This is a genomic window from Rhizobium sp. NRK18 (genome assembly GCF_024385575.1).
Lineage (GTDB): Bacteria > Pseudomonadota > Alphaproteobacteria > Rhizobiales > Rhizobiaceae > JANFMV01.
This window is the reverse complement of sequence record NZ_JANFMV010000001.1, coordinates 2,943,680-2,965,776: the sequence shown is the minus strand read 5'-3', so window position 1 is coordinate 2,965,776 and position 22,097 is coordinate 2,943,680. Positions and strand designations below refer to the sequence as shown.

The 22,097-nt window shown below is 63.5% G+C and carries 21 protein-coding genes; 13 read left to right on the top strand and 8 right to left on the bottom strand.

Annotated features, from left to right (window positions below; genetic code table 11):
* Positions 1-29 precede the first annotated feature (29 nt).
* The 3 genes from NN662_RS14020 (at position 30) to NN662_RS14010 (ending at position 2,543) form a co-directional block, all read left to right on the top strand.
* Complete coding sequence (locus tag NN662_RS14020) at positions 30-710, top strand: energy-coupling factor ABC transporter permease (protein WP_261930855.1); 681 nt, start codon at positions 30-32, stop codon at positions 708-710.
* A gap of 183 nt (positions 711-893) precedes the next feature.
* Entirely contained in the window at positions 894-2,111 is a 1,218-nt protein-coding gene (locus tag NN662_RS14015; RefSeq protein WP_261930854.1) for an NAD(P)/FAD-dependent oxidoreductase, read from the top strand.
* A gap of 171 nt (positions 2,112-2,282) precedes the next feature.
* A complete protein-coding gene (locus NN662_RS14010) occupies positions 2,283-2,543 on the top strand; it encodes a PilZ domain-containing protein (RefSeq protein ID WP_261930853.1) in 261 nt (86 codons plus the stop codon).
* A gap of 330 nt (positions 2,544-2,873) precedes the next feature.
* Here the strand turns inward: NN662_RS14010 and cysN are convergent, their stop codons facing one another.
* The 3 genes from cysN to NN662_RS13995 form a co-directional block, all read right to left on the bottom strand.
* Positions 2,874-4,352 carry a sulfate adenylyltransferase subunit CysN gene (gene cysN / locus NN662_RS14005; protein WP_261930852.1) on the bottom strand — a complete coding sequence of 493 codons (1,479 nt, stop codon included), beginning with the start codon at positions 4,350-4,352 and terminating at the stop codon, positions 2,874-2,876.
* 1 nt (position 4,353) lies between these two features.
* The gene (gene cysD, locus NN662_RS14000; RefSeq protein WP_261930851.1) at positions 4,354-5,304 is read right to left on the bottom strand and encodes a sulfate adenylyltransferase subunit CysD; all 951 of its coding nucleotides are present in this window, start codon (positions 5,302-5,304) and stop codon (positions 4,354-4,356) included.
* A 176-nt stretch (positions 5,305-5,480) separates the two neighbouring features.
* Positions 5,481-6,230, bottom strand: a complete 750-nt coding sequence (locus NN662_RS13995; protein WP_261930850.1) for a phosphoadenylyl-sulfate reductase — start codon at positions 6,228-6,230, stop codon at positions 5,481-5,483.
* Between the two features lie 258 nt (positions 6,231-6,488).
* Here NN662_RS13995 and NN662_RS13990 point away from each other — a divergent pair, with 258 nt between their 5' ends.
* From NN662_RS13990 to NN662_RS13970, 5 genes are all read left to right on the top strand, one after another.
* On the top strand, positions 6,489-6,929 hold the full coding sequence (locus NN662_RS13990; protein ID WP_261930849.1) for an RrF2 family transcriptional regulator: 441 nt from the start codon (positions 6,489-6,491) through the stop codon (positions 6,927-6,929).
* Between the two features lie 206 nt (positions 6,930-7,135).
* Positions 7,136-8,155, top strand: coding sequence for a sulfate ABC transporter substrate-binding protein (locus NN662_RS13985; RefSeq protein ID WP_261930848.1), 1,020 nt, complete (start codon positions 7,136-7,138; stop codon positions 8,153-8,155).
* Positions 8,156-8,159: 4 nt separating this feature from the next.
* Complete coding sequence (gene cysT, locus NN662_RS13980) at positions 8,160-9,020, top strand: sulfate ABC transporter permease subunit CysT (RefSeq protein WP_261930847.1); 861 nt, start codon at positions 8,160-8,162, stop codon at positions 9,018-9,020.
* Positions 9,013-9,897 (top strand): sulfate ABC transporter permease subunit CysW, encoded by an 885-nt coding sequence (gene cysW, locus NN662_RS13975; protein ID WP_261930846.1) that lies wholly within the window; start codon positions 9,013-9,015, stop codon positions 9,895-9,897. The genes cysT and cysW overlap by 8 nt, the downstream gene beginning before the upstream one ends.
* 9 nt (positions 9,898-9,906) lie before the next feature.
* Positions 9,907-10,938 carry a sulfate/molybdate ABC transporter ATP-binding protein gene (locus NN662_RS13970; RefSeq protein WP_261930845.1) on the top strand — a complete coding sequence of 344 codons (1,032 nt, stop codon included), beginning with the start codon at positions 9,907-9,909 and terminating at the stop codon, positions 10,936-10,938.
* Positions 10,939-10,942: 4 nt separating this feature from the next.
* Here the strand turns inward: NN662_RS13970 and NN662_RS13965 are convergent, their stop codons facing one another.
* Together NN662_RS13965 and betA are read right to left on the bottom strand one after the other, a co-directional pair.
* Positions 10,943-12,322: a chloride channel protein gene (locus NN662_RS13965; protein ID WP_261930844.1), complete on the bottom strand. Its 1,380-nt coding sequence runs from the start codon at positions 12,320-12,322 to the stop codon at positions 10,943-10,945.
* 132 nt (positions 12,323-12,454) lie between these two features.
* Positions 12,455-14,104, bottom strand: coding sequence for a choline dehydrogenase (gene betA / locus NN662_RS13960; protein WP_261930843.1), 1,650 nt, complete (start codon positions 14,102-14,104; stop codon positions 12,455-12,457).
* 130 nt (positions 14,105-14,234) lie between these two features.
* Between betA and NN662_RS13955 the strand changes: the two genes are divergently transcribed.
* A complete protein-coding gene (locus NN662_RS13955; RefSeq protein ID WP_261930842.1) occupies positions 14,235-14,480 on the top strand; it encodes a type II toxin-antitoxin system RelE family toxin in 246 nt (81 codons plus the stop codon).
* Positions 14,481-14,486: 6 nt separating this feature from the next.
* Complete coding sequence (locus tag NN662_RS13950; protein WP_261930841.1) at positions 14,487-14,837, top strand: helix-turn-helix domain-containing protein; 351 nt, start codon at positions 14,487-14,489, stop codon at positions 14,835-14,837.
* A gap of 20 nt (positions 14,838-14,857) precedes the next feature.
* On the opposite strand, the gene betB is transcribed toward NN662_RS13950, so the two are convergent.
* Genes betB through betI form a run of 3 tightly spaced genes read right to left on the bottom strand, consistent with a single transcriptional unit; the run spans position 14,858 to position 18,446 of the window.
* On the bottom strand, positions 14,858-16,321 hold the full coding sequence (betB, locus tag NN662_RS13945) for a betaine-aldehyde dehydrogenase (RefSeq protein WP_261930840.1): 1,464 nt from the start codon (positions 16,319-16,321) through the stop codon (positions 14,858-14,860).
* Positions 16,321-17,847, bottom strand: a complete 1,527-nt coding sequence (gene betC, locus NN662_RS13940; protein ID WP_261930839.1) for a choline-sulfatase — start codon at positions 17,845-17,847, stop codon at positions 16,321-16,323. The genes betB and betC overlap by 1 nt, the downstream gene beginning before the upstream one ends.
* Entirely contained in the window at positions 17,844-18,446 is a 603-nt protein-coding gene (gene betI / locus NN662_RS13935; RefSeq protein ID WP_261930838.1) for a transcriptional regulator BetI, read from the bottom strand. The genes betC and betI overlap by 4 nt, the downstream gene beginning before the upstream one ends.
* 332 nt (positions 18,447-18,778) lie before the next feature.
* Between betI and NN662_RS13930 the strand changes: the two genes are divergently transcribed.
* The 3 genes from NN662_RS13930 to NN662_RS13920 all read left to right on the top strand — a co-directional run bounded on the left by NN662_RS13930 (position 18,779) and on the right by NN662_RS13920 (position 22,020).
* On the top strand, positions 18,779-19,033 hold the full coding sequence (locus NN662_RS13930; RefSeq protein ID WP_261930837.1) for a type II toxin-antitoxin system ParD family antitoxin: 255 nt from the start codon (positions 18,779-18,781) through the stop codon (positions 19,031-19,033).
* Positions 19,034-19,141: 108 nt separating this feature from the next.
* Positions 19,142-20,935 (top strand): bifunctional diguanylate cyclase/phosphodiesterase, encoded by a 1,794-nt coding sequence (locus tag NN662_RS13925; RefSeq protein ID WP_261930836.1) that lies wholly within the window; start codon positions 19,142-19,144, stop codon positions 20,933-20,935.
* 86 nt (positions 20,936-21,021) lie between these two features.
* Complete coding sequence (locus tag NN662_RS13920) at positions 21,022-22,020, top strand: NAD(P)H-quinone oxidoreductase (protein ID WP_261930835.1); 999 nt, start codon at positions 21,022-21,024, stop codon at positions 22,018-22,020.
* The last annotated feature ends 77 nt before the right edge of the window (positions 22,021-22,097 follow it).

Genomic DNA, 22,097 nt, shown 5'->3' with positions numbered 1-22,097 from the left:
CCGCGCGGTGGGCGCGGAAAGGAGCCAACATGCATATCGAACCCGGCGTCGTCGACGGCGCCAAGATCGTTCTCTCCTACGCAACGGCAGCCGGAGCCCTCGGGCTCGGCCTCAAGATGGCGGTGGATACCGTCCGTCGCGATGGCGGCATTGCTGCCCTTGCCATGCGCAGCACGGTTACGACCGCGCTGGTCTTTTCCTTCTTTCAAGTTCTCCCGCATCATGCGGTCGGCGTTTCCGAGGTGCACCTGATCCTCGGCTCGACGCTGCTGTTGATGTTCGGGGCGGGGCCGGCGGCGATCGGCCTGGCATTGGGTCTGTTGATCCAGGGCGTCTTCTTCGCGCCCTTCGACCTGCCGCAATACGGCATGAACGTCACGACGCTGCTCGTGCCGCTCTGGGCCATCGGCGCGGTCGCCCGCCGCATCGTTCCGGCCCGCACGGCCTATGTCGATGTGACCTACAAACAGGCGCTGGCGCTCTCGACCACCTATCAGGGCGGCATCGTCGCCTGGGTGGCCTTCTGGGCGCTCTACGGCCAGGGCTTCGGCGCTGACAACCTTGCCGCCGTCGGCTCTTTCGGCATCGCCTATATGAGCGTCGTGCTCATCGAGCCGCTGATCGATCTCGCCGTGCTTGCTGCCGCCAAGTCCTTCGACAAGGCGAGCCGCGGTCCGCTCTTCGCGCGCCGCCTGCATCAGGCCGCCTGAGACCGCCGGCATGAGACAGGAAGGGCGCAGCGTGTCGGCTGCGCCCTTCTTTTTTGGAAGGCCTTGGATCTCACGCAGGGCACACGTCCCTTTGATGTCCGGCCTCTTGGCGTTTGACCGGCGATGCGCTAGACCTTCATGTCGGTAAATTCGTTTCTATACTAACGATATTCGGAGAGTGGCATGGCTGGCAGGCTGGTGATCGTCGGAGCAGGGCAGGCGGGCTTCGCGCTGGCGGCCAAATTGAGGGCATTGAAGGACGAGCGTCCGATCACGATCCTCGGCTCCGAGACGAGCCTTCCCTATCAGCGCCCGCCGCTCTCCAAGAAATATCTGCTCGGCGAGATGACCTTCGACCGGCTCTTGTTTAGGCCGGAAAGCTGGTTTGCCGACAACAACGTCGAAATCCGGCTCTCCGCCTGGGTCGAGGAAATCGACCGGACGGCGAAGACCGTCCGTCTTCAGGATGGCGAGCGGGTCGAATACGAGACGCTGGCGCTTGCCACAGGCGCGACCCCGCGCCGGCTGCCGGAGGCCATCGGCGGCGAACTTGCCGGCGTTTTCACCGTGCGCGACAAGGACGATTGCGACCGGCTTGCCGAAGCGATGACGCCGGGCCGCCGGCTGCTCGTCATCGGCGGTGGCTATATCGGCCTGGAAGCGGCAGCCGTTGCCCGCAAGCTCGGCCTCGAGGTCACCGTCATCGAGATGGCCGACCGCATCCTGAAGCGCGTCGCGGCGAAGGAAACCGCCGACATCATGCGCGCCGTTCATGAAAGCCACGGCGTCACCATCCGCGAGGAAACCGGCCTGCACCGCCTGATTGGCGAGGGCGGCCGGGTGACCGCAGCCGAACTGTCGGACGGCTCCAACCTTCCGGTCGATCTCGTCGTCGTCGGCATCGGCGTCACGCCGAACGATCGTGCCGCCGCCGAGGCCGGCCTCGCGGTTGCCAACGGCATCGTCGTGGATGCTTTCTGCAGGACCTCCGATCCGTCCATCTTCGCCATGGGCGACTGTGCGGTCTTCCCCTGGCAGGGCGAGGAAATCCGGCTCGAAAGCGTCCAGAACGCGGTCGACCAGGCCGAGGCGGCCGCCGCCGTCATGGCCGGCGGCGAGACGGCATATGATCCCAAACCATGGTTCTGGTCGGACCAGTACGACGTCAAGCTGCAGATCGCCGGCTTCAACAGGGGCTATGACGAAACGCTGCTTCGCCCCGGCCAGCGGGAAGGGGCTTCTTCGGTCTGGTATTTCCGCGAAGGACGACTGATCGCCGTCGACGCGATCAACGACGCCAAGGCCTATGTCACCGGCAAGAAGATGCTGGAAAGCGGCATCAACCCCGACAAGGCCGCCCTTGCCGATCCGGCTTCGGACCTGAAGACTTTGCTTGGCTAGGGGCCGCACACGTTGCCCATTGTGCCGATTTGCAACCTTTATCGTCGCCCGGGCGCCTGAACCCGGGCAAATTAAGGGTGTCATTAAAATCCTGCAACCGGTGTTTGCGGATCGTTAAGCTATGCGGTCTTACATCGGTGGCGTGCATGACATGAGGTCAGGAGCGGTCAGATGGATAGCGCAAACACGGAAGACAGACGCAGCGAACACCGCATGCGCTCGCTGAAGGCGGGCCGCATCGTCTTCAATCACGAGTATAGCACGATCAATTGCACGGTGCGCAACATGTCGGCGAAGGGCGCCAAGTTGCTCGTCGAAAATGCCATGCAGCTTCCCGAAACCTTCGAACTCGTCTTTTCGGACGACACACGCCACTCTTGCGAGATCAAGTGGCGCAAGCTGAAGGAAGTCGGCGTCTCCTTCAATTCCTGACGCCTTTTTTCCGGGCGCCCTCAAAAAAATACATCAGACACGGAACCAACCGCTCACAAGCGCGTTTTCCCACCGAACTCGAAAGAGAATGGGAAAGGAAAACAAGTTGATCCGCGCTTTGATACTCTGGCTCCTGGGCGTGCCCTTCGTGCTCGTTCTGCTGATCTGGTATTTCTTCTTCTAAAAGAGACGCGGAACGACAACGGTCCCCGTCAGGAAGTGGATCTGCCATATCGCCCCCCCCTCCGCCCCGGCAGATACTGTTCCTGAAATGAAAACCCCGCAGACATGATGTCTGCGGGGTTTTCTTCATCCTTGGGAGGAGGTTTGTCAGTCGAGCTTGTCGAACACTTCGGCTGCCTTGCCGGCGCTGACGCGGCGGATTTCGGCCTCGTCGCGGCGGTTCGCGAAGATCTCCGTCGCCATCAGTTGGTCGGCGAGATCGGTCGGCAGCGACACGAGCACGCGGGCATCGGCGGCATTGATGCCGGAGAGATCGGAACGCTTGGCGGTGATCATGCCGCCGGCCACCGTGTTGTTGGTGTCCGGGTCGATCAGGATGAAGGCGCCGGTGAACCGGTTCTGCTCGTAGGGATCGAAGATCGCCGCCTCGTCGAAGGAGAGATGCACCTTGCCGATGGCGTTCATGGCGAAGGCGTCTTCGGTCTGCTCCCACTTGCCGCTCTTCAGGTCCAGCCGGCTGACCGGCTGCACCTGCACGCGCTGGCGGCGCGAGCCCGACTTCAGCCAGTAGCGCTTGCCCGGCTGAATGCCGTCCGGCTGCAGCGCGACGATCTGCGCGTCGAAGGCGAGACCCGTCTGCGGCTGGCTGTCGAGCGAGACGATCATGTCGCCGCGCGCCACGTCGACCTGCCGGTCGAGGACGAGCGTGATCGCATCGCCGGCGACGGCGGCATTGCGCACGAGGTCGAAGGTGACGATCTGCTTGACGTTGGCGATCATGCCCGACGGCAGGATGGCGACGCTGTCGCCCGGCTTCACCGCGCCACCGGCAACCGTGCCCTGGTAGCCGCGGAAGCTTTCTCCGGGACGCGACACGCGCTGAACCGGCAGGCGGAAGCCGACCGTCTGGGCGGAGCGAACGGTTGCAAGCTCCAGCGTCTCGGCCAGCGTCGGGCCGTCATACCACGGCATCGCGGCCTTGCCGTCATAGACGACGTTCTCGCCCTTCAGCGCCGACATCGGAATGGCGGTCACCTGCTTGACGCCGAGCGACAGCGCCAGCTCGCGGAACTCGTGGGCGATGCGCTCGAAGCCCGCCTTGTCGTAGCCGGTCAGGTCGATCTTGTTGACGGCGAGCACGAACTGGCGGATGCCCATCAGCGTCGCGATGGTCGCATGCCGGCGAGTCTGTTCCAGAATGCCGGTGCGGGCATCGACCAGCAGCACGGCGAGATCGGCCGTCGAGGCGCCGGTCGCCATGTTGCGGGTATACTGCTCATGGCCGGGCGTGTCGGCTACGATGAAGGAGCGCTTGTCGGTCGAGAAATAGCGATAGGCGACGTCGATCGTGATACCCTGTTCGCGTTCCGCCTGCAGGCCGTCGAGAAGCAGGGCGAAATCGGGCAGGCCGAGATCGTTCTGCTTGCCCTTCGAATCGCGTTCGAGGGTGGCGGCCTGGTCTTCCTTGACCGCCTTGGTGTCCCAGAGAAGACGGCCGATCAGCGTCGACTTTCCGTCATCGACCGAACCGCAGGTGATCAGGCGGAGCGGGCGCGAATCGCGGGTGGCTTTTTCCGGTGCGGTTTCCGGGATGGCGGAAACGGCTGCTGCTGCAATGGCGGTCATCTCAGAAATATCCTTCGCGTTTCTTCTTTTCCATCGAACCGGCCTGGTCCCTGTCGATCGCTCGGCCCTGGCGTTCGGAGACGGTGGCGATCTCCAGTTCGGCGATCACCTCGTCGAGTGTCGTGGCATTGGAGCGGATGCCGCCGGTCAGCGGCCAGCAGCCGAGCGTGCGGAAGCGCAGCATGCCTTCCTGGATCTGCTCGCCCGGCAGCGCCTCGAAGCGCGGGTCTTCCGCCCACATCAGCATGCCGTCGCGCTCCACGTATTTTCGCTTCTTGGCGTAGTAGAGCGGCGGCAGCGGAATGGCTTCGGCCTGGATGTAGCGCCAGATATCGACTTCGGTCCAGTTGGACAGCGGGAAGGCGCGCACGCTTTCGCCGCGGCGGATCATGCCGTTATAGACGTTCCAGAGCTCCGGACGCTGGTTGCGCGGATCCCATTTGTGGTCGGGCGTGCGGAAGGAGTAGATGCGCTCCTTGGCGCGGCTTGCCTCCTCGTCGCGGCGCGCGCCACCAAAGGCGGCGTCGTACTTGCCGGCGTCGAGCGCCTGGCGCAGCGCTTCCGTCTTCATCACGTCGGTGTGGTAGGACGAGCCGTGGGTGAAGGGGCCGATGCCTTCGCTCGCGCCGCGCGGATTGGTGTAGACCACCATGTCGAGGTCGAACCGGCGGGCCATTTCGTCACGGAACGAAATCATCTCCGGGAACTTCCAGCCGGTATCGATGTGCAGGAGCGGGAACGGAACGCGGCCCGGATAGAACGCCTTGCGCGCCAGATGCAGGAGCACGGAGGAATCCTTGCCGATCGAGTAGAGCATGACCGGGTTCTCGAACTCGGCGGCAACCTCGCGGAAGATATGGATCGCCTCGTTTTCCAGCGCCTTCAGGTGCGGATCGAGCGGCGCCTTGGTCGGCGGATCCTGGATATGGGCATCGAACTCTGAAATGTGCATCTGTCTTGCCTTTTTCGGAACCGGAAATGCCGGTTCAAACAGTCGGTGTTTCTTGCTGCCCCTCATCCGCCTGCCGGCACCTTCTCCCCGCCTGCGGGGAGAAGGAGGCACAGCCTCGGCGTCTTCTTTCCCTCGCCCCGCAAGCGGGGAGAGGGCCAGGGTGAGGGGCTATGTCCTCAAAGCGAACTCGAGGTGATCGACGAGGACGCCGCTTCCGGCACGTGCAGGCCGCATTCGCGCTTCTCGTCGTTTTCCCACCACCAGCGGCCGGCGCGCTCCGGTTCGCCGGGCTTGATGGCGCGGGTGCAGGGCTCGCAGCCGATCGACGGATAGCCGCGTGCATGCAGCGGGTTGACCGGTACCTCGTGGTTGGCGACGAACTCGCGGATGGTCTCGATGTCGAAATCGGCCAGCGGATTGACCTTGATGAGCCCGCGTTCGGCATCATACTCGGCGAACGGCGTGTCGGAGCGGTTGCCCGACTGGCCGCGGCGCAGCCCGGTGATCCAGACGGAGGCGCCTTCCAGTGCGCGACCGAGCGGCTTCAGCTTGCGCACCGCGCAGCAGGCGTGCCGCGCCTCGACGCTTTCGTAGAAACCGTTCATGCCGTACTTGGCGGCGTATTCGTCGATATCGGCCTTGTTTGGCTCGAAGCGGCGAATGTTGATGCCGTAGCGCTCTTCGGTCTCGCCGATCAGGTTGACGGTTTCGGGAAACAGCCGGCCGGTCTCCAGCGTCACGACGTCGATCGCAAGACAGTGCATGCCGATCGCGTGCGTGATCACCTGGTCCTCGATGCCGAGGGAGGTGGTGAAAACGGCGCGGCCGCCGAGTTCGGACACCAGCGCCAGCCGGCCCGCGAGGTCCAGGCCTGCAAGCTTTTCGTTCAGCGATTCCGCGGCTGCATTCTTGCCAATGGCCGTCATGTGCTCGTCCCGTCTTTTGCAATTCAATTCCGATTGGACCGAAGTATTTCAGGTCGACCGGGTGAAAGACAGAAAAACGGATTTCCAAACCGCAGGCCGGGAGAGCAAATATCTCTCCAGAGCGCCGAGAACGCGCAAAAGCGTGACCGCGGCCGCTTTGCGTTTCCGTGCGCACTTGATTTGACAGGCATTCGCAGGCACACCGGCCATAGAGGGAATGACGACGTGCCGGCATCAGGCGGCAAACGATTGGCTGCGATGATCTCACAAAAGGCAAAATATGCATTGAGAGCGCTGGTCGCCCTTGCAAGGGCGGACAACAGCAAGCCGCTGATGATTTCCGAGATCGCCGAAGGCCAGAAGATCCCGAAGAAGTTCCTCGAGCAGATTCTGCTGAGTCTGCGGAACCAGGGCATCGTCGAAAGCCGGCGCGGACGCGACGGCGGCTACCGTCTGCTGCGCCCGGCCGATCAGATCACCTTCGGCGAAATCCTGCGCATCATCGACGGCCCCATCGCGCCGTTGCCCTGTCTGTCGCTGACGGCTTATCGCCGCTGTGAGGACTGTTCGGGCGAGGACAGCTGCGAAATCCGTCAGGTCTTCGCCCGTGTCGCGGATGCGACTCGACAGGTGCTTTTTCACACCACCATCGCCGACGCGATCGTCGGTGAAGCCGGCACGATCGACGCCCTGGCGTAAGCTTTCGGGCGTCTGACGGCTGAAACGGCTTTCTTCCGGCTGCCGACCTTTCACCTTCGCCGTTGCCGCGAAAGCCGATTTTCAGGGAATGTTTTTCGACGCCGACCCGAGCGGCGGGAACCTCTTTTGCGTTGTGAATGCCGATTGTTGACTAACTCTACCTAGTAGATAGAGTTTTAGTGCAATCAACAAACGGAGGTAACAGCATGTCACGCAGAAAGCTGAAATACGGTGTCTTCACCCTGGCGATGTATCTGGCCGCCGGCACCATCATCCCAGCCATCGCCGGCCAGGAAATCCTCAACGTCTCCTATGATCCGACCCGCGAGTTCTACAAGGACTACAACGTCGCCTTCGAGACCTACTGGAAGGGCAAGACCGGCGAGGACGTCACCATCGATCAGTCGCATGGCGGTTCCGGCAAGCAGGCGCGCTCGGTCATCGACGGCCTCGACGCCGATGTCGTGACGCTGGCGCTGGAGGCCGACATCGACGCCATCGCCGCCAGGACCGGAAAGATCCCCGAAAATTGGCGAACCCTGCTGCCGGACGACAGCGCTCCCTACACCTCGACGATCGTGTTCCTGGTCCGCAAGGGCAATCCGAAGGGCATTCACGACTGGGCCGATCTCATCAAGGACGGCGTTCAGGTGGTCACACCCAATCCCAAGACGTCGGGCGGCGCCCGCTGGAACTTCCTGGCCGCCTGGGCCTGGGCCGAGAAGCAGTATAGCGGTGACGACGCCAAGGTTGGCGACTACATCACGAAGCTCTTCCAGCATGTGCCGGTGCTCGATACCGGCGCCCGCGGCGCCACCCAGACCTTCGCGGAGCGGGGAATCGGCGACGTGCTGATCTCCTGGGAGAACGAGGCCTTCCTGGCGCTCGACGAGCTCGGGCCGGATGAATTCGAGATCGTCGCACCTTCCGTCTCAATCAAGGCGGAACCGTCGGTGGCGCTGGTAAAGGGCAATGCCGATGCCAAGGGCACCACAGCGGTCGCCGAGGCCTATCTCGAATATCTCTACTCGCCGGAAGGCCAGTCGCTGGCGGCAAGTCATTATTACCGGCCGTCCAATCCGTCCGGTGTCGATCCGAAGCTGCTCGCCCGCTTCCCCAAGCTCGACCTGGTGACGATCGCCGATTTCGGCGGCTGGAAGATCGCGCAGCCGAAATTCTTCGGTGACGGCGGCGTCTTCGACAGCCTCTACAAGCCGGGGAACTGATCGCATGGCTGCCGCTCTTTCCTTGAAAGGCTGGCAGTGGCGAAAGCCGAGCGTCATTCCGGGTTTCGGACCGGCGCTCGGCCTCTCGCTCGCCATGCTCGCTCTCGTGGTGCTCATCCCGCTCTCGGCCCTGGTGCTGAGAGCCGGATCGATCGGCCCGGCCGGGATCCTTGCCCTGGCCGCCGAGCCGCGCATCGCCGCTGCATTGAAGATCAGCTTCCTGTCCGCGCTCATCGCCGCGGCGGTCAATGCTGTCTTCGGCACGCTGACCGCCTGGGCGCTGACGCGTTACCGCTTTCCCGGACGCCGTCTCGTCGACGCGATCGTCGATCTTCCCTTCGCCCTTCCGACGGCGGTGGCCGGCATCGCGCTGACCGCCATCTACGCGCCGAAGGGGCTCGTCGGCCAGGGTTTTGCCGCGTTCGGCATCAAGATCGCCTATGCGCCCCCCGGCATCGTCGTCGCCCTGATCGCCGTCGGCTTTCCCTTCGTGGTCCGCACCGTGCAGCCCTTGATCGAGGAGATCAGCCGCGAGACCGAGGAAGTCTCCGCCACACTCGGCGCGACGCGGCTTCAGACACTGGTGAACGTGGTATTTCCCCACCTTCTGCCAGCGATCCTGACCGGCTTCGCACTGGCGCTTGCCCGCGGCATCGGCGAATACGGGTCGGTCATCTTCATCGCCGGAAACATTCCCTACGTCTCCGAGATCGCGCCGCTGCTGATCGTCATCCGTCTGGAGGAGTTCAACTATCCGGCCGCAACCGCGATCGCGACGATCATGCTGGTTATCTCCTTCCTCATGCTCTTCCTCATCAATCTCATCCAGAGCTGGAGTCAGAAGCGGGGAGGCGCTCATGCTTGATGAGACAATCTCCTCTGCACCATTGCCGGCCCCGAAGGTGCAGGACCCGGTATCGGAACCCCTTGCCGTCCGCGTCACGATCATCGCGCTGGCGCTTGTCTTCCTGACGCTGTTCCTGATCCTGCCGCTCGGCACGGTCATCGCCGAGACCGTGCGCGCCGGCTGGCCGAGCTTCGTCGAGGCGATCGGCGATCCCGATACGCTCGCTTCCATCCGCCTGACGCTCGCCGTCGCCGCCGTCGCGGTGCCGTTCAACCTCGTCTTCGGCATTTCCGCCGCCTGGGCGATCGCCAAGTTCGATTTTCGCGGCAAGACCTTCCTGACGACGTTGATCGACCTGCCGTTCTCCGTTTCGCCGGTCATTGCGGGCCTCGTCTACGTCCTCCTCTTCGGGGCGGATTCCTGGCTCGGGCCGCGGCTCAAGGATCTCGGTTTCCCGGTGATCTTTGCCTTTCCGGGCATCCTGCTGGCGACGATCTTCGTGACCTTCCCGTTCATCGCCCGCGAGGTCATCCCGCTGATGGAGGCGCAGGGAACCGGCGACGAGGAGGCGGCGATTTCGCTCGGCGCATCCGGCTGGCAGACCTTCTTCCGGGTCACGCTGCCCAATATCAAATGGGCGCTGCTCTACGGCGTCCTCCTCTGCAACGCCCGCGCCATGGGCGAGTTCGGCGCCGTGTCGGTCGTCTCGGGCCATGTGCGCGGCAAGACCAACACCATGCCGCTGCAGATCGAGGTTCTCTACAACGACTACAACATCGCCGGCGCCTTCGCGGTCGCCTCGATGCTTGCCGTGCTGGCTCTGGTGACGATGGGGCTGAGGGCCGTCCTCGAACTGAAATTCGGCAATGACGTCGGCAACGGCGCACACAGATAGGAGAGGATGATGGATATCCGCATTGACAAGATCCGCAAGGAATTCGGGGATTTTCCGGCACTGCACGACGTGTCGCTGAACATCCGTTCCGGCGAACTGGTGGCGCTGCTTGGGCCGTCCGGCTCCGGCAAGACGACATTGCTCCGGCTCGTCGCCGGCCTCGAACAGCCGACCCAGGGGCGCATCCTGTTCGGCGGCGAAGACGCCTCCTGGAAAAGCGTTCAGGAGCGTCAGACCGGTTTCGTCTTCCAGCACTACGCACTGTTCCGCCACATGACGGTGTTCGACAACATCGCCTTCGGCCTTGATGTGCGCAAGCGACCGGATCGCCCGCCGAAGGCCGAGATCCGCCGCCGCGTACTGGAACTCCTCGACATGGTCCAGCTTGCCGGCCTCGAAGGCCGCTATCCGGCGCAGCTTTCGGGCGGCCAGCGCCAGCGCGTGGCGCTCGCCCGCGCCATGGCGATCGAGCCGAAGGTGCTGCTGCTCGACGAACCGTTCGGCGCCCTCGATGCCAAAGTCCGCAAGGACCTGCGCAAATGGCTGCGGGAGTTTCACGACCGCACCGGCCACACGACCCTGTTCGTCACCCACGATCAGGAGGAGGCGCTGGAGCTGGCCGACAGGGTCGTCGTCATGAGCAATGGCCGGATCGAGCAGGTGGGCTCGGCGGACGACATCTACGACCAGCCGGAATCGGCCTTCGTCTTCTCCTTCGTCGGCGACAGCGCCAACCTGCCGGTGCTGGTCGATGGTTCGGAGGTTCTCTTCAACATGGGCCCGAGCGGTGTTCATGCCGACAGGCGCCATGCCGGCTCGACGCGCATCTATTTCCGTCCGGCGGATGTCGAACTGGTGGAGGAGGGGCCGTCCCTCAGGGGCAGGGTGGTTTCGGTTCGCCGGCTCGCCGGCACCCGCATCGCCGAAATCGACACCGGCATCGGCGAGGAGGGCTTCATCGAGATCGACGTGCCGCTGAACCTCGCGGTCGAGCCGGGCGGGGAGATCGCCTTCCGGCCGACGCGCTGGGAGCTTTTCTGAGCAGTTACTTCGCCGGGGCCGCTTCGGCCGCCTCGGCGGGATCCTGCTCGGCGCGCTGGCTGGCGCGCGTGTGACGGATGCTGTCGGCGATGAAGGCGCGCGACAGGCCGTGATAGAGCGGCTCGGGCGACAAGAGGCGCGAGGTGATGTAGCCGAGCATGGCCGTTGCCATGATGGCGATCACGCTTTCATGGTTGCCGGTCATTTCCAGGATGATGACGAAGGCGGTCATCGGCGCCTGCACGACACCGGCGAAATAGCCGGCCATGCCGAGCAGGGCGGCAAGGCCGATATTGGTGCCGAGCACCATGCCGACCGTCGAGCCGAAGCCGGCGCCGACGGCGAGCGACGGCGCGAAGATGCCGCCAGGAATGCCGGAAATCATCGACAGGAAGCCGGCGACCAGCTTGCCGACGAAGAAGAACGGATCGGCCGCCTGGCCTTCCAGCGCGCCGCGTGCCACGTCATATCCTGTGCCGAAGGTGGTGCCGCCGAAAGCGACGCCGATGACGGCAACGCCGAGGCCGCAGAGGCCTGCAAGCAGAAGCGCGCGCTTCAAGGGCGCTGCGAGCGACCAGCGCTTGATGCGGATCGTCAGATAGAGCGCGCCGCCGGAGAAGGCTGCGCCAAGGATGCCGCCGCCGATGCCGCAGATGAAGACGAGCGCCCATTCGACCATGCCGACGGATACCTCGTTCATGGTGCCGAAATAGGTGTAGTGGCCGACAAGGCCGAGGGCCGCCAGACCGGAGAGGATGACGGCGGTGAGCACCGCGCCGTTGGCGCGCGATTCGAAGCTGCGGCTCATCTCCTCGATGGCGAAGACGATGCCGGCGAGCGGCGTGTTGAAGGCGGCGGCGATGCCGGCGGCAGAGCCCGAAAGAATGAGGCCGCGCGCCTGCGCCATGCCGCCGATCCTGGCGGCATACTGCATGATTGCCGCGCCGACCTGAACGGTCGGGCCTTCACGGCCGATCGAGGCGCCGCAGAACAGGCCGACGATGGTGAGCGCCACCTTGCCGACGCCGACCTTCATCGACAGAAGCCGCTCGCGGGCTTCGTGCGAGCGCAGGTGCCGCGCGGCGATCGCCTGCGGAATGCCGGAGCCTTGCGAATTCGGAAAATAGACGATCGCCATGTAGGCACAGAAGATGAAACCGGCCGGCGTGATGATCAGCGGCAGATAGGCATGCCATGCCGGACCGCCGACGGTGAGCAACTGGAAGTAATGCTGCGCCATGTCGGCCGCCTTGGCAAACAGGACGGAGACCACGCCGATCGCCAGCGCGCCGATCCAGAACACCGCGCGCGGTTTCCAAATCCGGGCGGACCCCCAGAAAACGCGTGACCGTCTGAGGAGTTTCGCTTTCCGGTAGTTTGGCATTTTTTATGGCGCTTTCAGGCGATTGGAGGGCTGCTGCAGAGTGGCTGATAGCAGCGGTTAAACTCCCCTTGTTCCTCGGTTTCAAGGTTAGTTCCGGAATTTTTCCAAAAAACTTCAGCCGTTACCCCGATTCTACCGGTCGCTCGTCTCCCAGCGCGGGTTGATCCACGGTTCCTGGTTGGAGCGGGGCAGGGGATCGCGGCCGAGAATGTGGTCGGCGGCCTTCTCGCCGGTCATGATCGACGGGCCGTTCAGGTTGCCGTAGGTCACGTGCGGGAAGATTGACGAGTCGGCGACGCGCAGGCCCTCGACGCCGATCACCCGGCAATGCGGATCGACGACCGCCATCGGGTCGTTCGCCGACCCCATCTTGCAGGTGCCGCAGGGATGATAGGCGCCTTCCAGATGCTCGCGCAGGAAGCCGTCGATCTGCTCGTCGCTCTGCACGCGCGGGCCGGGCGAAAGTTCCGGGCCGCGATAGGGGTCGAAGGCCGGTTGCGAGAAGATCTCGCGGGTGATGCGGACCGCATGGCGGAACTTGATCCAGTCCTCCTGCTCGCTCATATAGTTGAACTGGATGACCGGCGGCGCCGCGACATCCGGCGAGCGCAGCGTCACCTGGCCGCGCGATTTCGACATATTGTAGCCGACATGGGCCTGGAAACCATGTGCCTTGGCCGGCGACGAGCCGTCATAGGAAATCGCCATCGGCAGGAAATGGTACTGGATGTCCGGCCATTTGACGCCGGGCGCCGAGCGGATGAAGGCGGCCGCCTCGAACTGGTTGGACGTGCCGATGCCCTTCTTGAAGAACAGCCACTGCGCCCCGATGACACCCTTCCAGAACCAGTTATTCTTCGAATAGAGCGTGATCGGCTGCAGGCAGTGCTGCTGCATGTAGAACTCCAGGTGGTCCTGCAGGTTCTGGCCGACGCCGGGACGGTCGGCGACGACCTCTATGCCCATCTCCTTCAGGTGTTCGGCCGGGCCGATGCCCGACAGCATCAGCAGCTTCGGCGAGTTGAAGGCGGACGCCGCCACAATCACTTCCTTGCGGGCGCGCACCGCATCGACATTGCCGCCGCGTTCGATCTCGACGCCGACCGCACGGCCGTTCTGGATCATGATGCGGCGGGCAAAGCAGCGGATCAGGTGGCAGTTCTTGCGTTTGAGCGCCGGCCGCAGATAGGCGTTGGCGGTCGACCAGCGCCGACCCTTCCAACTCGTCTGCTCCATCAGGCCGAAGCCTTCGCCCTTCTCGCCGTTATAGTCTTCCGTGCCCTCGAAGCCGGCCTGCTGTCCGGCCTCGATGAAGGCCTGGTAGAGCGGGTTTTCTGCCTTGCCGCGGCGCACATGCAGCGGCCCGTCGGTCCCCCGCCAACCCTCCTGGCCGCCATGGGAACTCTCCATCCGCTTGAAGTAGGGCAGCACGTCGGCATAGGACCAGCCCTGCGCGCCAAGATCTTCCCACCGGTTGAAGTCTTCCGCATGTCCGCGCACATAGACCATGCCGTTGATCGAGGAGGAGCCGCCGATCACCTTGCCGCGCGGCGCGATCATCCGCCGGTTGTTCAGATGCGGCTCGGGCTCGCTGACATAGCCCCAGTTATAGCGGTTCATGCCCATCGGATAGGCGAGCGCTGCCGGCATCTGCACGAAGGGGCCGACGTCGGAGCCGCCGAATTCCAGAACGATCACAGAATTCTTGCCGTCCTCAGACAGCCGGTAAGCCATGGCGGCGCCCGCCGAACCCGAACCGATGATGACGTAATCTGCCTGCATGTTATTCTCCGGAGCCTGCTGCCCTTGGGACCTGAATTCCGGGCGCTGGGAAAGGATCTTCAGCGGTCGGATAAGCCGACTGCCACGTGAAGAGATTGATTGAGATATAGCGATTGGCTATATTGTTGTTATGAAGGCTATCCAGTACAGCCGCGACGCGAAGAAAAGCCTCGACCGTATGCAGCCGAAACGCAGGTTGGCGATAATCGCGAAGCTGGAAGCCTACGCACGCGGCGAAAGCGTGGACATAAAGAAGATGCAGGGTAGCCAATACTACCGCATCCGTGTCGGCCAGGACCGCGTCATCATTGACGATCAGGGTATCGTCGTCATGGTTATCGATGCCGGCCCCCGCGGCGGCATTTACAAGGAGTGACGAGACATGGGCGACATTCAGCGGCTGACCATCGACGGCAAGAACTATATTCTTCTGAGCGAGGAAGATTATGAGGATCTCGTTGATGTCATCCACGCCAACAAGATCATGGCGCGCGTCGCTGCGGGCGAGGAAACATGGCCTCACGAGTTGGTTGCTGAACTCGCGGAAACCGACAGCCGCATCCGCACCTACCGCAAATATCGCGGCTTGACCATAACGGCGCTGGCGGCGGCGGCGGGCATTTCGCAACCCTATCTGTCCGACATCGAGACCGGCAAGAAGACGGGATCGGTAGACGTGCTGAAACGCATCGCCACCGCGCTGTCCGTCGATCTGGACGATCTGGTTGTCTGATCCGGCCATCGTTTTGAACCTCAATAAGGCGCGTCGACCGGGCCCATGGAGACGTAGACGGTCTTCAGCTCCGAATAGTGGTCGAGTGCTGCGAGCGAATTTTCGCGGCCGAAGCCGGAGCTCTTGACGCCGCCGAACGGCATTTCGACCGGGGTCAGGTTGTAGGCGTTGATCCACACCGTGCCCGCTTCGATCTGGTCGGCGACCCGGTGGCCGCGGGTGATGTCGGCGGTGAAGACGCCGCCGGCGAGGCCGAATTCCGTGGCGTTCGCCCGGGCGATCACTTCCTCTTCCGTGTCGAAATCGAGGACGGACATGACCGGGCCGAAGATTTCCTCGCGGGCGATCGTCATGTCGTCGGTGACGTCGGCAAACACGGTCGGCTGGATATAGAAGCCTTCAGCCGGCACATCGTTCGGAATGCCGCCGCCAACGATCAGCCGCGCGCCTTCCTTCTTCGCCGTCTCCATGTAGCCGAGCACCTTCTCGCGCTGCGCGCCCGAAACCATCGGGCCGAGCTGGGTCGCTTCGTCCATGGGGTCGCCGAGCTTGATGACCTTGGTGCGTTCCTTCAGGCGGGCGAGGAACTTTTCCTTGATGCCCTTCTGCACGAAGACGCGGGTGCCGTTCGAGCAGATCTGCCCGGTCGAATAGAAATTGCCGAGCATCGCGCCGCCGATCGCATCTTCCAGCGACGCGTCGTCGAAGACGATCAGCGGCGACTTGCCGCCAAGCTCCATGGTGACGTGGCGCAGGCCGGAAGCAGCCGCCTCATAGACCTTGCGGCCGGTCGGCACCGAGCCGGTGAGCGACACCTTGGCGACGTCCTTGTGGTTGACGAGCAGCGGCCCGGTCGTCCGGTCGCCCTGCGCGACGTTGAAGACGCCCTTCGGCACGCCGGCCTCGATGAAGATTTCGGCGATCTTCAATGCCCCGAGCGGCGTCATTTCCGATGGCTTGAACACCATGGCATTGCCGCAGGCGAGCGCCGGCGCCGCCTTCCAGCAGCAGATCTGCTGCGGATAGTTCCAGGCGCCGATGCCCACGCACACGCCGAGCGCCATGCGCTTTGTATAGGCGAAGCTCTCGCCGAGCGGGATATAGTCGCCGTTCAGACCGGCCGCTGCGACGCCACCGAAGAATTCGAGCGAATCCGCGCCGGATGAGGGATCGGCGACGATCGTTTCCTGGATCGGCTTGCCGGTGTCGAGCGTTTCCAGCTCGGAAAGCGCGCGGTTCCTCTCACGGATGATGTCGGCGGCCTTGCGCAGGATGCGGCCACGCGCGGACGGCGCCATCGCCGCCCATTCCTTCTGGGCGCGCTTGGCACTGGCGACAGCCTTTTCGACGATCGCCGGCGTCGCGGCATGCAATCTGGCGATCACTTCGCCGGTGGCTGGATAGATGCTGTCGAACGGGGTGCCGGCGGTGTCCTCGACATACTCTCCGTCGATGAAGTGGCTGGCTTTCGGTTGTGCTCGCATTATTCGCCCCTTGGGTAACGCTTTGATTCTTCGAGGATGTTCAAATCCATGTGGTTGCGCATGTAGCGCTCGGATGCCTTCTGCAGCGGCTGGTGGTCCCATGGATAGTAGGCGCCGTTACGAAGCGCCTCGTAGACCACCCAGCGGCGCGCCTGGCTTTCGCGCACGGCCGCGTCGAACGCATCCATGTCCCAGCGTGCCGCGCGCTTGGCCCGGAAATCGGCAAGGACGGCAGCATGCGCCGGATCGCCGGCAAGGTTGGTCATCTCACGCGGGTCGGCGTCGACGTCGAACAGCTGGTCCGGGTCGAGCCCACAATGGACGTATTTCCACTTGCCCTCGCGGATCGCCACCATCGGCGCGTAGGAGCCTTCGGCGGCATATTCCATCAGCACCGGCGAGGTGCGTTTTCCGCCGTCAATGACGGGCTTCAGGCTTTCGCCGTCCGTCCACGGCATGATATCGTCGAGCGAGATGCCGGCGAGATCGGCGAGCGTTGGCGTCACGTCGAGATTGGAGACCGGAGCCAGATGCTGGCCCGCCGCAATGCCCGGTCCGGCGACCATCAGCGGCACGCGGGCGGAGCCTTCGAAGAAGTTCATCTTGAACCACAAACCGCGCTCGCCGAGCATGTCGCCATGGTCGGAGCAGAACAGGATGTAGGTGTTGTCCAGCATGCGCGTGCGCGTCAGCGTGTCGATCAGTTCGCCGACCTTCTCGTCGAGATAGGAAATGTTGGCGAAATAGGCTTGGCGCGAGCGGCGGATGTTCTCCTTCGTGATCGCGAAGTTCTCGTAGTCGCAGGCCAGCATCAGCCGCCTGGAATGCGGATCCTGCTCCTCGAACGGAATGTCGCCGATGACCGGGTCGAGATGCTCGCACTCCTCGTAGAGATCCCAGAACTTGCGCCGGGCCACGTAGGGGTCGTGCGGATGGGTAAACGAGACCGTCAGGCACCACGGGCGACGCGTGGCATCGTCGTTCTCGCGGGCGAGGTGATAGAGCTTCTGGTTGGCGAGGAACGCGACCTCGTCGTCATATTCCATCTGGTTGGTGATCTCGGCGACGCCGGCGCCGGTGACCGAGCCGAGATTGTGGTACCACCAGTCGATCCGCTCGCCGGGCTTGCGGTAGTCCGGCGTCCAGCCGAAATCCGCCGGGTAGATGTCGGTCGTCAGCCGTTCCTCGAAACCGTGCAGCTGATCCGGGCCGACGAAATGCATCTTGCCGGAAAGCGCGGTGTAATAGCCGGCGCGGCGCAGGTGATGCGCATAGGTCGGGATCGAGGAGACGTATTCCGCCGCATTGTCGTAGACGCGGGTGCGGCTCGGCAATTGCCCGGCCATGAAGGAGGCGCGCGCCGGTGCACAGAGCGGCGACGAGGTATAGTTGTTGGTAAAGCGCGCCGAGCGGGCGGCAAGCGCCTTGAGGTGCGGCGCATGCAGGAAATCGGCAGGGCCATCCGGGAAGAACGTGCCGTTCAGCTGGTCGACCATGATGATCAGGATATTGGGACGTTCCGTCATGCTGCGCCTCCCGCGCGTTCAAACGGTCTCAGTTTGACCGTCAGGTAATCCTCGATGAGCGCGACGGAGGCACCGGACGACACCGGCGCCGACCTCAGGCTCTGGCGAATGTACAGCCCGTCGATCATCGCCGCTGCGCCTTCCGCGATCCTGACCGCATCGTCGGGCGGGCAGATGCGCTTCAGGCCCGACAGCAGGTTGGAGCGCAGCCGCTTGGCGTAGATCACCAGCAGCCGTCGGGTTTCCTCGGAGCGCTGCGCCTCGGCGTAGAAGGCGAGCCAGGCGGCGATCGTGCCCGGCGCGAACTGGTCTTCCTGGAAGCTGACGCGCAGGATCGCCGACAGGCGCTCGCGCGGCGAGGCGGCATTCGTCAGCGCCGCGGTCACGTCGTTGCGCAGATCGCGCAGCAGCGATCGCACGGTTTCCAGCAGCAACTGTTCCTTCGAACCGAAATAGTGGTGCGCGAGCGCCGACGAGACGCCAGCCTCCCTGGCGATTTCCGCCATGGTCACGCTCAGCGACCCGTGCTGGCCGATGGTCAGCAGTGCGGCGTCGATCAGCGCCTTGCGGCGCACCGGTTCCATTCCGACTTTGGGCATGATGGGGTCCTTTCCGCGGCAGGATATTTTTTATTGACTGATCAATCAAGAAAAAATTCGCCGACTGTTCCGGTTGCCCACGCGCTGCGACACTGCGTGTTTTGACAGGCCTTTCGATTGGGACCATAATGACTGTGGCGTTTGTAGAGGATGTGTCAGAACCCTGTCCGCGATGGGACGGCACTCGCACCGGAACCTTCCGGAGACGAGATAAGCCCGCAACGCCATCCCCGGACGATGTCCCGGGCACCGGGCCGCAAGGCCTGTCGCCCGGATCCAAACGGCGGCAAAGCGCCTGGTCGCGGCCGCTAGATCGGGATAGGAGACAAGCCATGCCCATGATCGCAGTTTCGGTATCGCCGCAGCAGGCCGCGCAAATCCGCGCCGCCGTCGAGAACGGAGGCTATGCCTCCGGCAGCCAGGTCGTTCGCGAAGCGCTGCACCTCTGGTCGGAAAGCCTTCGGGCGGAAGGGCAGGTGGAACCGGACGACAAGGCCCCCACCATCACGCTGGGCGACAAGGCCTATGCCGGGCGCGTGTGCATCGCCGAACTGTTCGACGCGCATCGCAACCGGTCTCGCGCCTGAAGTGTCGCAAAATCTTCATCAAACTGTCATGTTGACATAAGGGTTTGTTGACGCCTTTTGGTCAGGCTGCCCCGGTATTTAATGTATTTCATACCGGGAGCCCTTCTCATGTCCGCTTTAGCGACTGTCGGCGCGGAAGTCGTGCGCCGTTTTGCCGACGACCAGTTGGTGTCCCTGGCCAAGCTGGTCGTGGAAACGGCATTCCAGCCGATCGTCGAGGCCGGCACCGGCGCCGTCTTCGGCTATGAATCCCTGCTGCGCGGCTTCGATCGCATCGGCTTTGCCAGCCCGATCGATTTCCTCGATCATGCCGCAAGCTCTGGCCATCTGGCCGCCCTTGAACAGATGCTCGCCAGCCGCTCGCTGGCCAAGTTCGCCACCCTTCCGGATTTTGCCTCAACGACGCTGTTCCTCAATGTCGATGTCCGGCTGATCCCGCAGGGCGAGGACATCATCGAGCGCCTCGTGCGCCACCTTTCCAAGAACGCGATCCCGCCATCCTCCATCTGCTTCGAGCTTTCCGAGCGCTTCGACAACACCAGCGTTCCGGAATTCGGTGCCTTCTTCGAGAAAGCCCGCAAGGCAGGCTTCAAGCTGGCGATCGACGATTTCGGCGTCGGCCATGGCGAGACCAAGCTGCTCTGCGACTATCCGGTCGACTACCTGAAGATCGACCGCCACTTCGTCTCCGGCATCGACAAGAGCGGCCGAAAGCGCCATCTCTTCAAGCACCTTGTCAACATGGCCCACGTCCTGGGCGTGCGCGTCATCGCCGAGGGCGTGGAGACGGAGGCCGAGTTCCTGGCCTGCCGCGAATACGGCGCCGATCTCGTGCAGGGCTGGTACATCGCGAAGCCGACCACGGCGATCGCCGAACTGCGACAGTCGTTCCCGCATTTGCAGGAGGTCGGCCGTCCCAAGCCTGCCCTGCAGTCGCTCGACGAGATCCTCATCCGCAAGCAGGTCGAAGTCCTGCCGGTCGTCCACGAGAACGACGGCATCGAGGGCGTGTTCAACCATTTCCGCCAGAACCCCAAGCAGGCCTTCTTTCCGGTGCTGAACGCCAATGACGAACCGCGCGGCGTCATCCACGAGCACCATCTCAAGGAATATATCTACCAGCCATACGGCCGCGACCTGCTTAAGAACCGGCTCTACGAGCGCACCATCGCCAATTTCGTTGACCGCGTGCCGGTGGTCGGCCTCGACAGCAATGCCGAAAGCCTGATGGCGACATTCGCCAATGTCGAGGGCGCCGACTGCATCATCCTGACGGAAAACATGCGCTATGCCGGCGTCATCTCCGCCGCCTCGCTGATCAAGATCATCAACGAGAAGCAGGTGCGCATCGCCCAGGACCAGAACCCGCTGACGGGGCTGCCCGGCAACCGTTCGATCCGCGACTTCATGCAGATGAGCGCGCGTGACGGCGATGAGACCCGCTTCTTCTGCTATTGCGACTTCGACAATTTCAAGCCTTTCAACGATCACTACGGCTTCCAGGCCGGCGACCATGCGATCGCGCTCTTCGCCCGCCTGATGCATCGCTATTTCTTCTCGCAGGGCGATTTCCTCGGCCATATCGGCGGCGACGACTTCTTCATCGGCTCGTCGACCCGCAACCGGGCAGAAATCGCCGCCGTGCTCGCCCGCCTGCAGCAGGACTTCAGCTCGGACGCCGCCGAACTCTACTCCGAGGCCGACCGCGCTGCCGGCGGCATCCTGGGCCATGGGCGCAATGGCGAGCGGCAGTTTTTCCCGTTGCTGCGCTGCTCGATCGCCGTCATCGAGCTCCCCTCGGGCCTCGTCATCGAGGACATCGGCCGCATCAGCACGGCCATTGCCGACATCAAGGGCGAGGCCAAGGAGAGCGACGCGGGTCTCGTCTTCCGCGTCATCTGAATTTCGATTGACGGGTGAAATCGCCGGTCAGCGCCCTATAGTCTCTGTCAGGACGTGTGAGTCGCAGCCTGAAAGGGGATTAGCCCGTGTCATTGCCCGAAAAGATGCGCTACGTGGCGCTTGCCGCGCCCGGCGCGCCGGAAGTCATGCACCTTGCCGACGGACCGCTGCCGGAGCTGAAAGCCGGCGAAATCCTCGTCAAGGTCGAGGCGGCGGGCGTCAACCGTCCCGATGTCGCCCAGCGGCAGGGCACCTATCCGCCGCCGAAAGACGCAAGTCCGATCCTCGGCCTCGAGGTTGCCGGCACGGTTGCGGCGATGGCGTCCGATGTCGAAGGCTTTTCCATTGGCGATCCGGTCTGTGCGCTCGCCAATGGCGGCGGCTATGCCGAGTATTGCGCGGTTCCCGCCGGCCAGGCGCTGCCGTTCCCGAAGGGCTACGATGGGTTGCGCGCCGCCGCGATCCCCGAAACCTTCTTCACCGTCTATGCCAACCTGTTCATGATGGGCGGGCTGAAGGCAGGCGAGAAGGTGCTGATCCATGGCGGGTCGAGCGGCATCGGCACGGTTGCGATCCAGCTCGCCAGCGCCTTCGGCGCCGAGGTCTACACGACCGCGGGCTCGAAGGAGAAATGCGATGCATGCGTCGAACTGGGTGCGAAGCGCGCCATCAACTACCGCGAGGAGGATTTCGCCGCCGTCATCCGCCAGGAGACCGGCAAGGCCGGCGTCGACGTCATCCTCGACATGATCGGCGCCTCCTATTTCCAGCGCAATGTCGGCTCGCTCGCCCGCGACGGCCGCCTCGTCATCATCGCCTTTTTGGGAGGCGCGGTTGCCGAAAAGGTCGACCTGACCTCGATCATGGTCAAGCGGCTGACCGTCACCGGCTCGACCATGCGTCCGCGCACGACCGACGAAAAGCGCGAGATCCGCGACCAGCTCCTGATGAAGGTCTGGCCGCTGCTCGACGAAGGCAAGGTCGCCCCGGTCGTCCACACCACCATGCCGTTTTCCGACGTCGTCAAGGCCCACCGCCTGATGGAAACCAGCCGCCACATCGGCAAGATCATGCTGGAGATGTGACACGAGCCTGCTGTCTTGAAAATTTGCTCATATGCGCTACATTAAAGCTCAATTGAGTTTTAAGCGGGGAGGCATTC

Excerpts from the sequence above, each read along its gene's own strand:
- NN662_RS13965 (WP_261930844.1), bottom strand. The coding sequence starts at position 12,322 with ATGCCAAACTACCGGAAAGCGAAACTCCTCAGACGGTCACGCGTTTTC.
- NN662_RS13990 (WP_261930849.1), top strand. The coding sequence starts at position 6,489 with ATGATCTCACAAAAGGCAAAATATGCATTGAGAGCGCTGGTCGCCCTT.
- betI (WP_261930838.1), bottom strand. The coding sequence starts at position 18,446 with ATGCCCAAAGTCGGAATGGAACCGGTGCGCCGCAAGGCGCTGATCGAC.
- betC (WP_261930839.1), bottom strand. The coding sequence starts at position 17,847 with ATGACGGAACGTCCCAATATCCTGATCATCATGGTCGACCAGCTGAAC.
- cysN (WP_261930852.1), bottom strand. The coding sequence starts at position 4,352 with ATGACCGCCATTGCAGCAGCAGCCGTTTCCGCCATCCCGGAAACCGCA.
- NN662_RS13950 (WP_261930841.1), top strand. The coding sequence starts at position 14,487 with ATGGGCGACATTCAGCGGCTGACCATCGACGGCAAGAACTATATTCTT.
- cysD (WP_261930851.1), bottom strand. The coding sequence starts at position 5,304 with ATGCACATTTCAGAGTTCGATGCCCATATCCAGGATCCGCCGACCAAG.
- NN662_RS13955 (WP_261930842.1), top strand. The coding sequence starts at position 14,235 with ATGAAGGCTATCCAGTACAGCCGCGACGCGAAGAAAAGCCTCGACCGT.
- betB (WP_261930840.1), bottom strand. The coding sequence starts at position 16,321 with ATGCGAGCACAACCGAAAGCCAGCCACTTCATCGACGGAGAGTATGTC.
- cysT (WP_261930847.1), top strand. The coding sequence starts at position 8,160 with ATGGCTGCCGCTCTTTCCTTGAAAGGCTGGCAGTGGCGAAAGCCGAGC.
- NN662_RS14020 (WP_261930855.1), top strand. The coding sequence starts at position 30 with ATGCATATCGAACCCGGCGTCGTCGACGGCGCCAAGATCGTTCTCTCC.
- NN662_RS14010 (WP_261930853.1), top strand. The coding sequence starts at position 2,283 with ATGGATAGCGCAAACACGGAAGACAGACGCAGCGAACACCGCATGCGC.
- NN662_RS14015 (WP_261930854.1), top strand. The coding sequence starts at position 894 with ATGGCTGGCAGGCTGGTGATCGTCGGAGCAGGGCAGGCGGGCTTCGCG.
- cysW (WP_261930846.1), top strand. The coding sequence starts at position 9,013 with ATGCTTGATGAGACAATCTCCTCTGCACCATTGCCGGCCCCGAAGGTG.
- NN662_RS13985 (WP_261930848.1), top strand. The coding sequence starts at position 7,136 with ATGTCACGCAGAAAGCTGAAATACGGTGTCTTCACCCTGGCGATGTAT.
- NN662_RS13995 (WP_261930850.1), bottom strand. The coding sequence starts at position 6,230 with ATGACGGCCATTGGCAAGAATGCAGCCGCGGAATCGCTGAACGAAAAG.
- betA (WP_261930843.1), bottom strand. The coding sequence starts at position 14,104 with ATGCAGGCAGATTACGTCATCATCGGTTCGGGTTCGGCGGGCGCCGCC.
- NN662_RS13970 (WP_261930845.1), top strand. The coding sequence starts at position 9,907 with ATGGATATCCGCATTGACAAGATCCGCAAGGAATTCGGGGATTTTCCG.
- NN662_RS13925 (WP_261930836.1), top strand. The coding sequence starts at position 19,142 with ATGTCCGCTTTAGCGACTGTCGGCGCGGAAGTCGTGCGCCGTTTTGCC.
- NN662_RS13930 (WP_261930837.1), top strand. The coding sequence starts at position 18,779 with ATGCCCATGATCGCAGTTTCGGTATCGCCGCAGCAGGCCGCGCAAATC.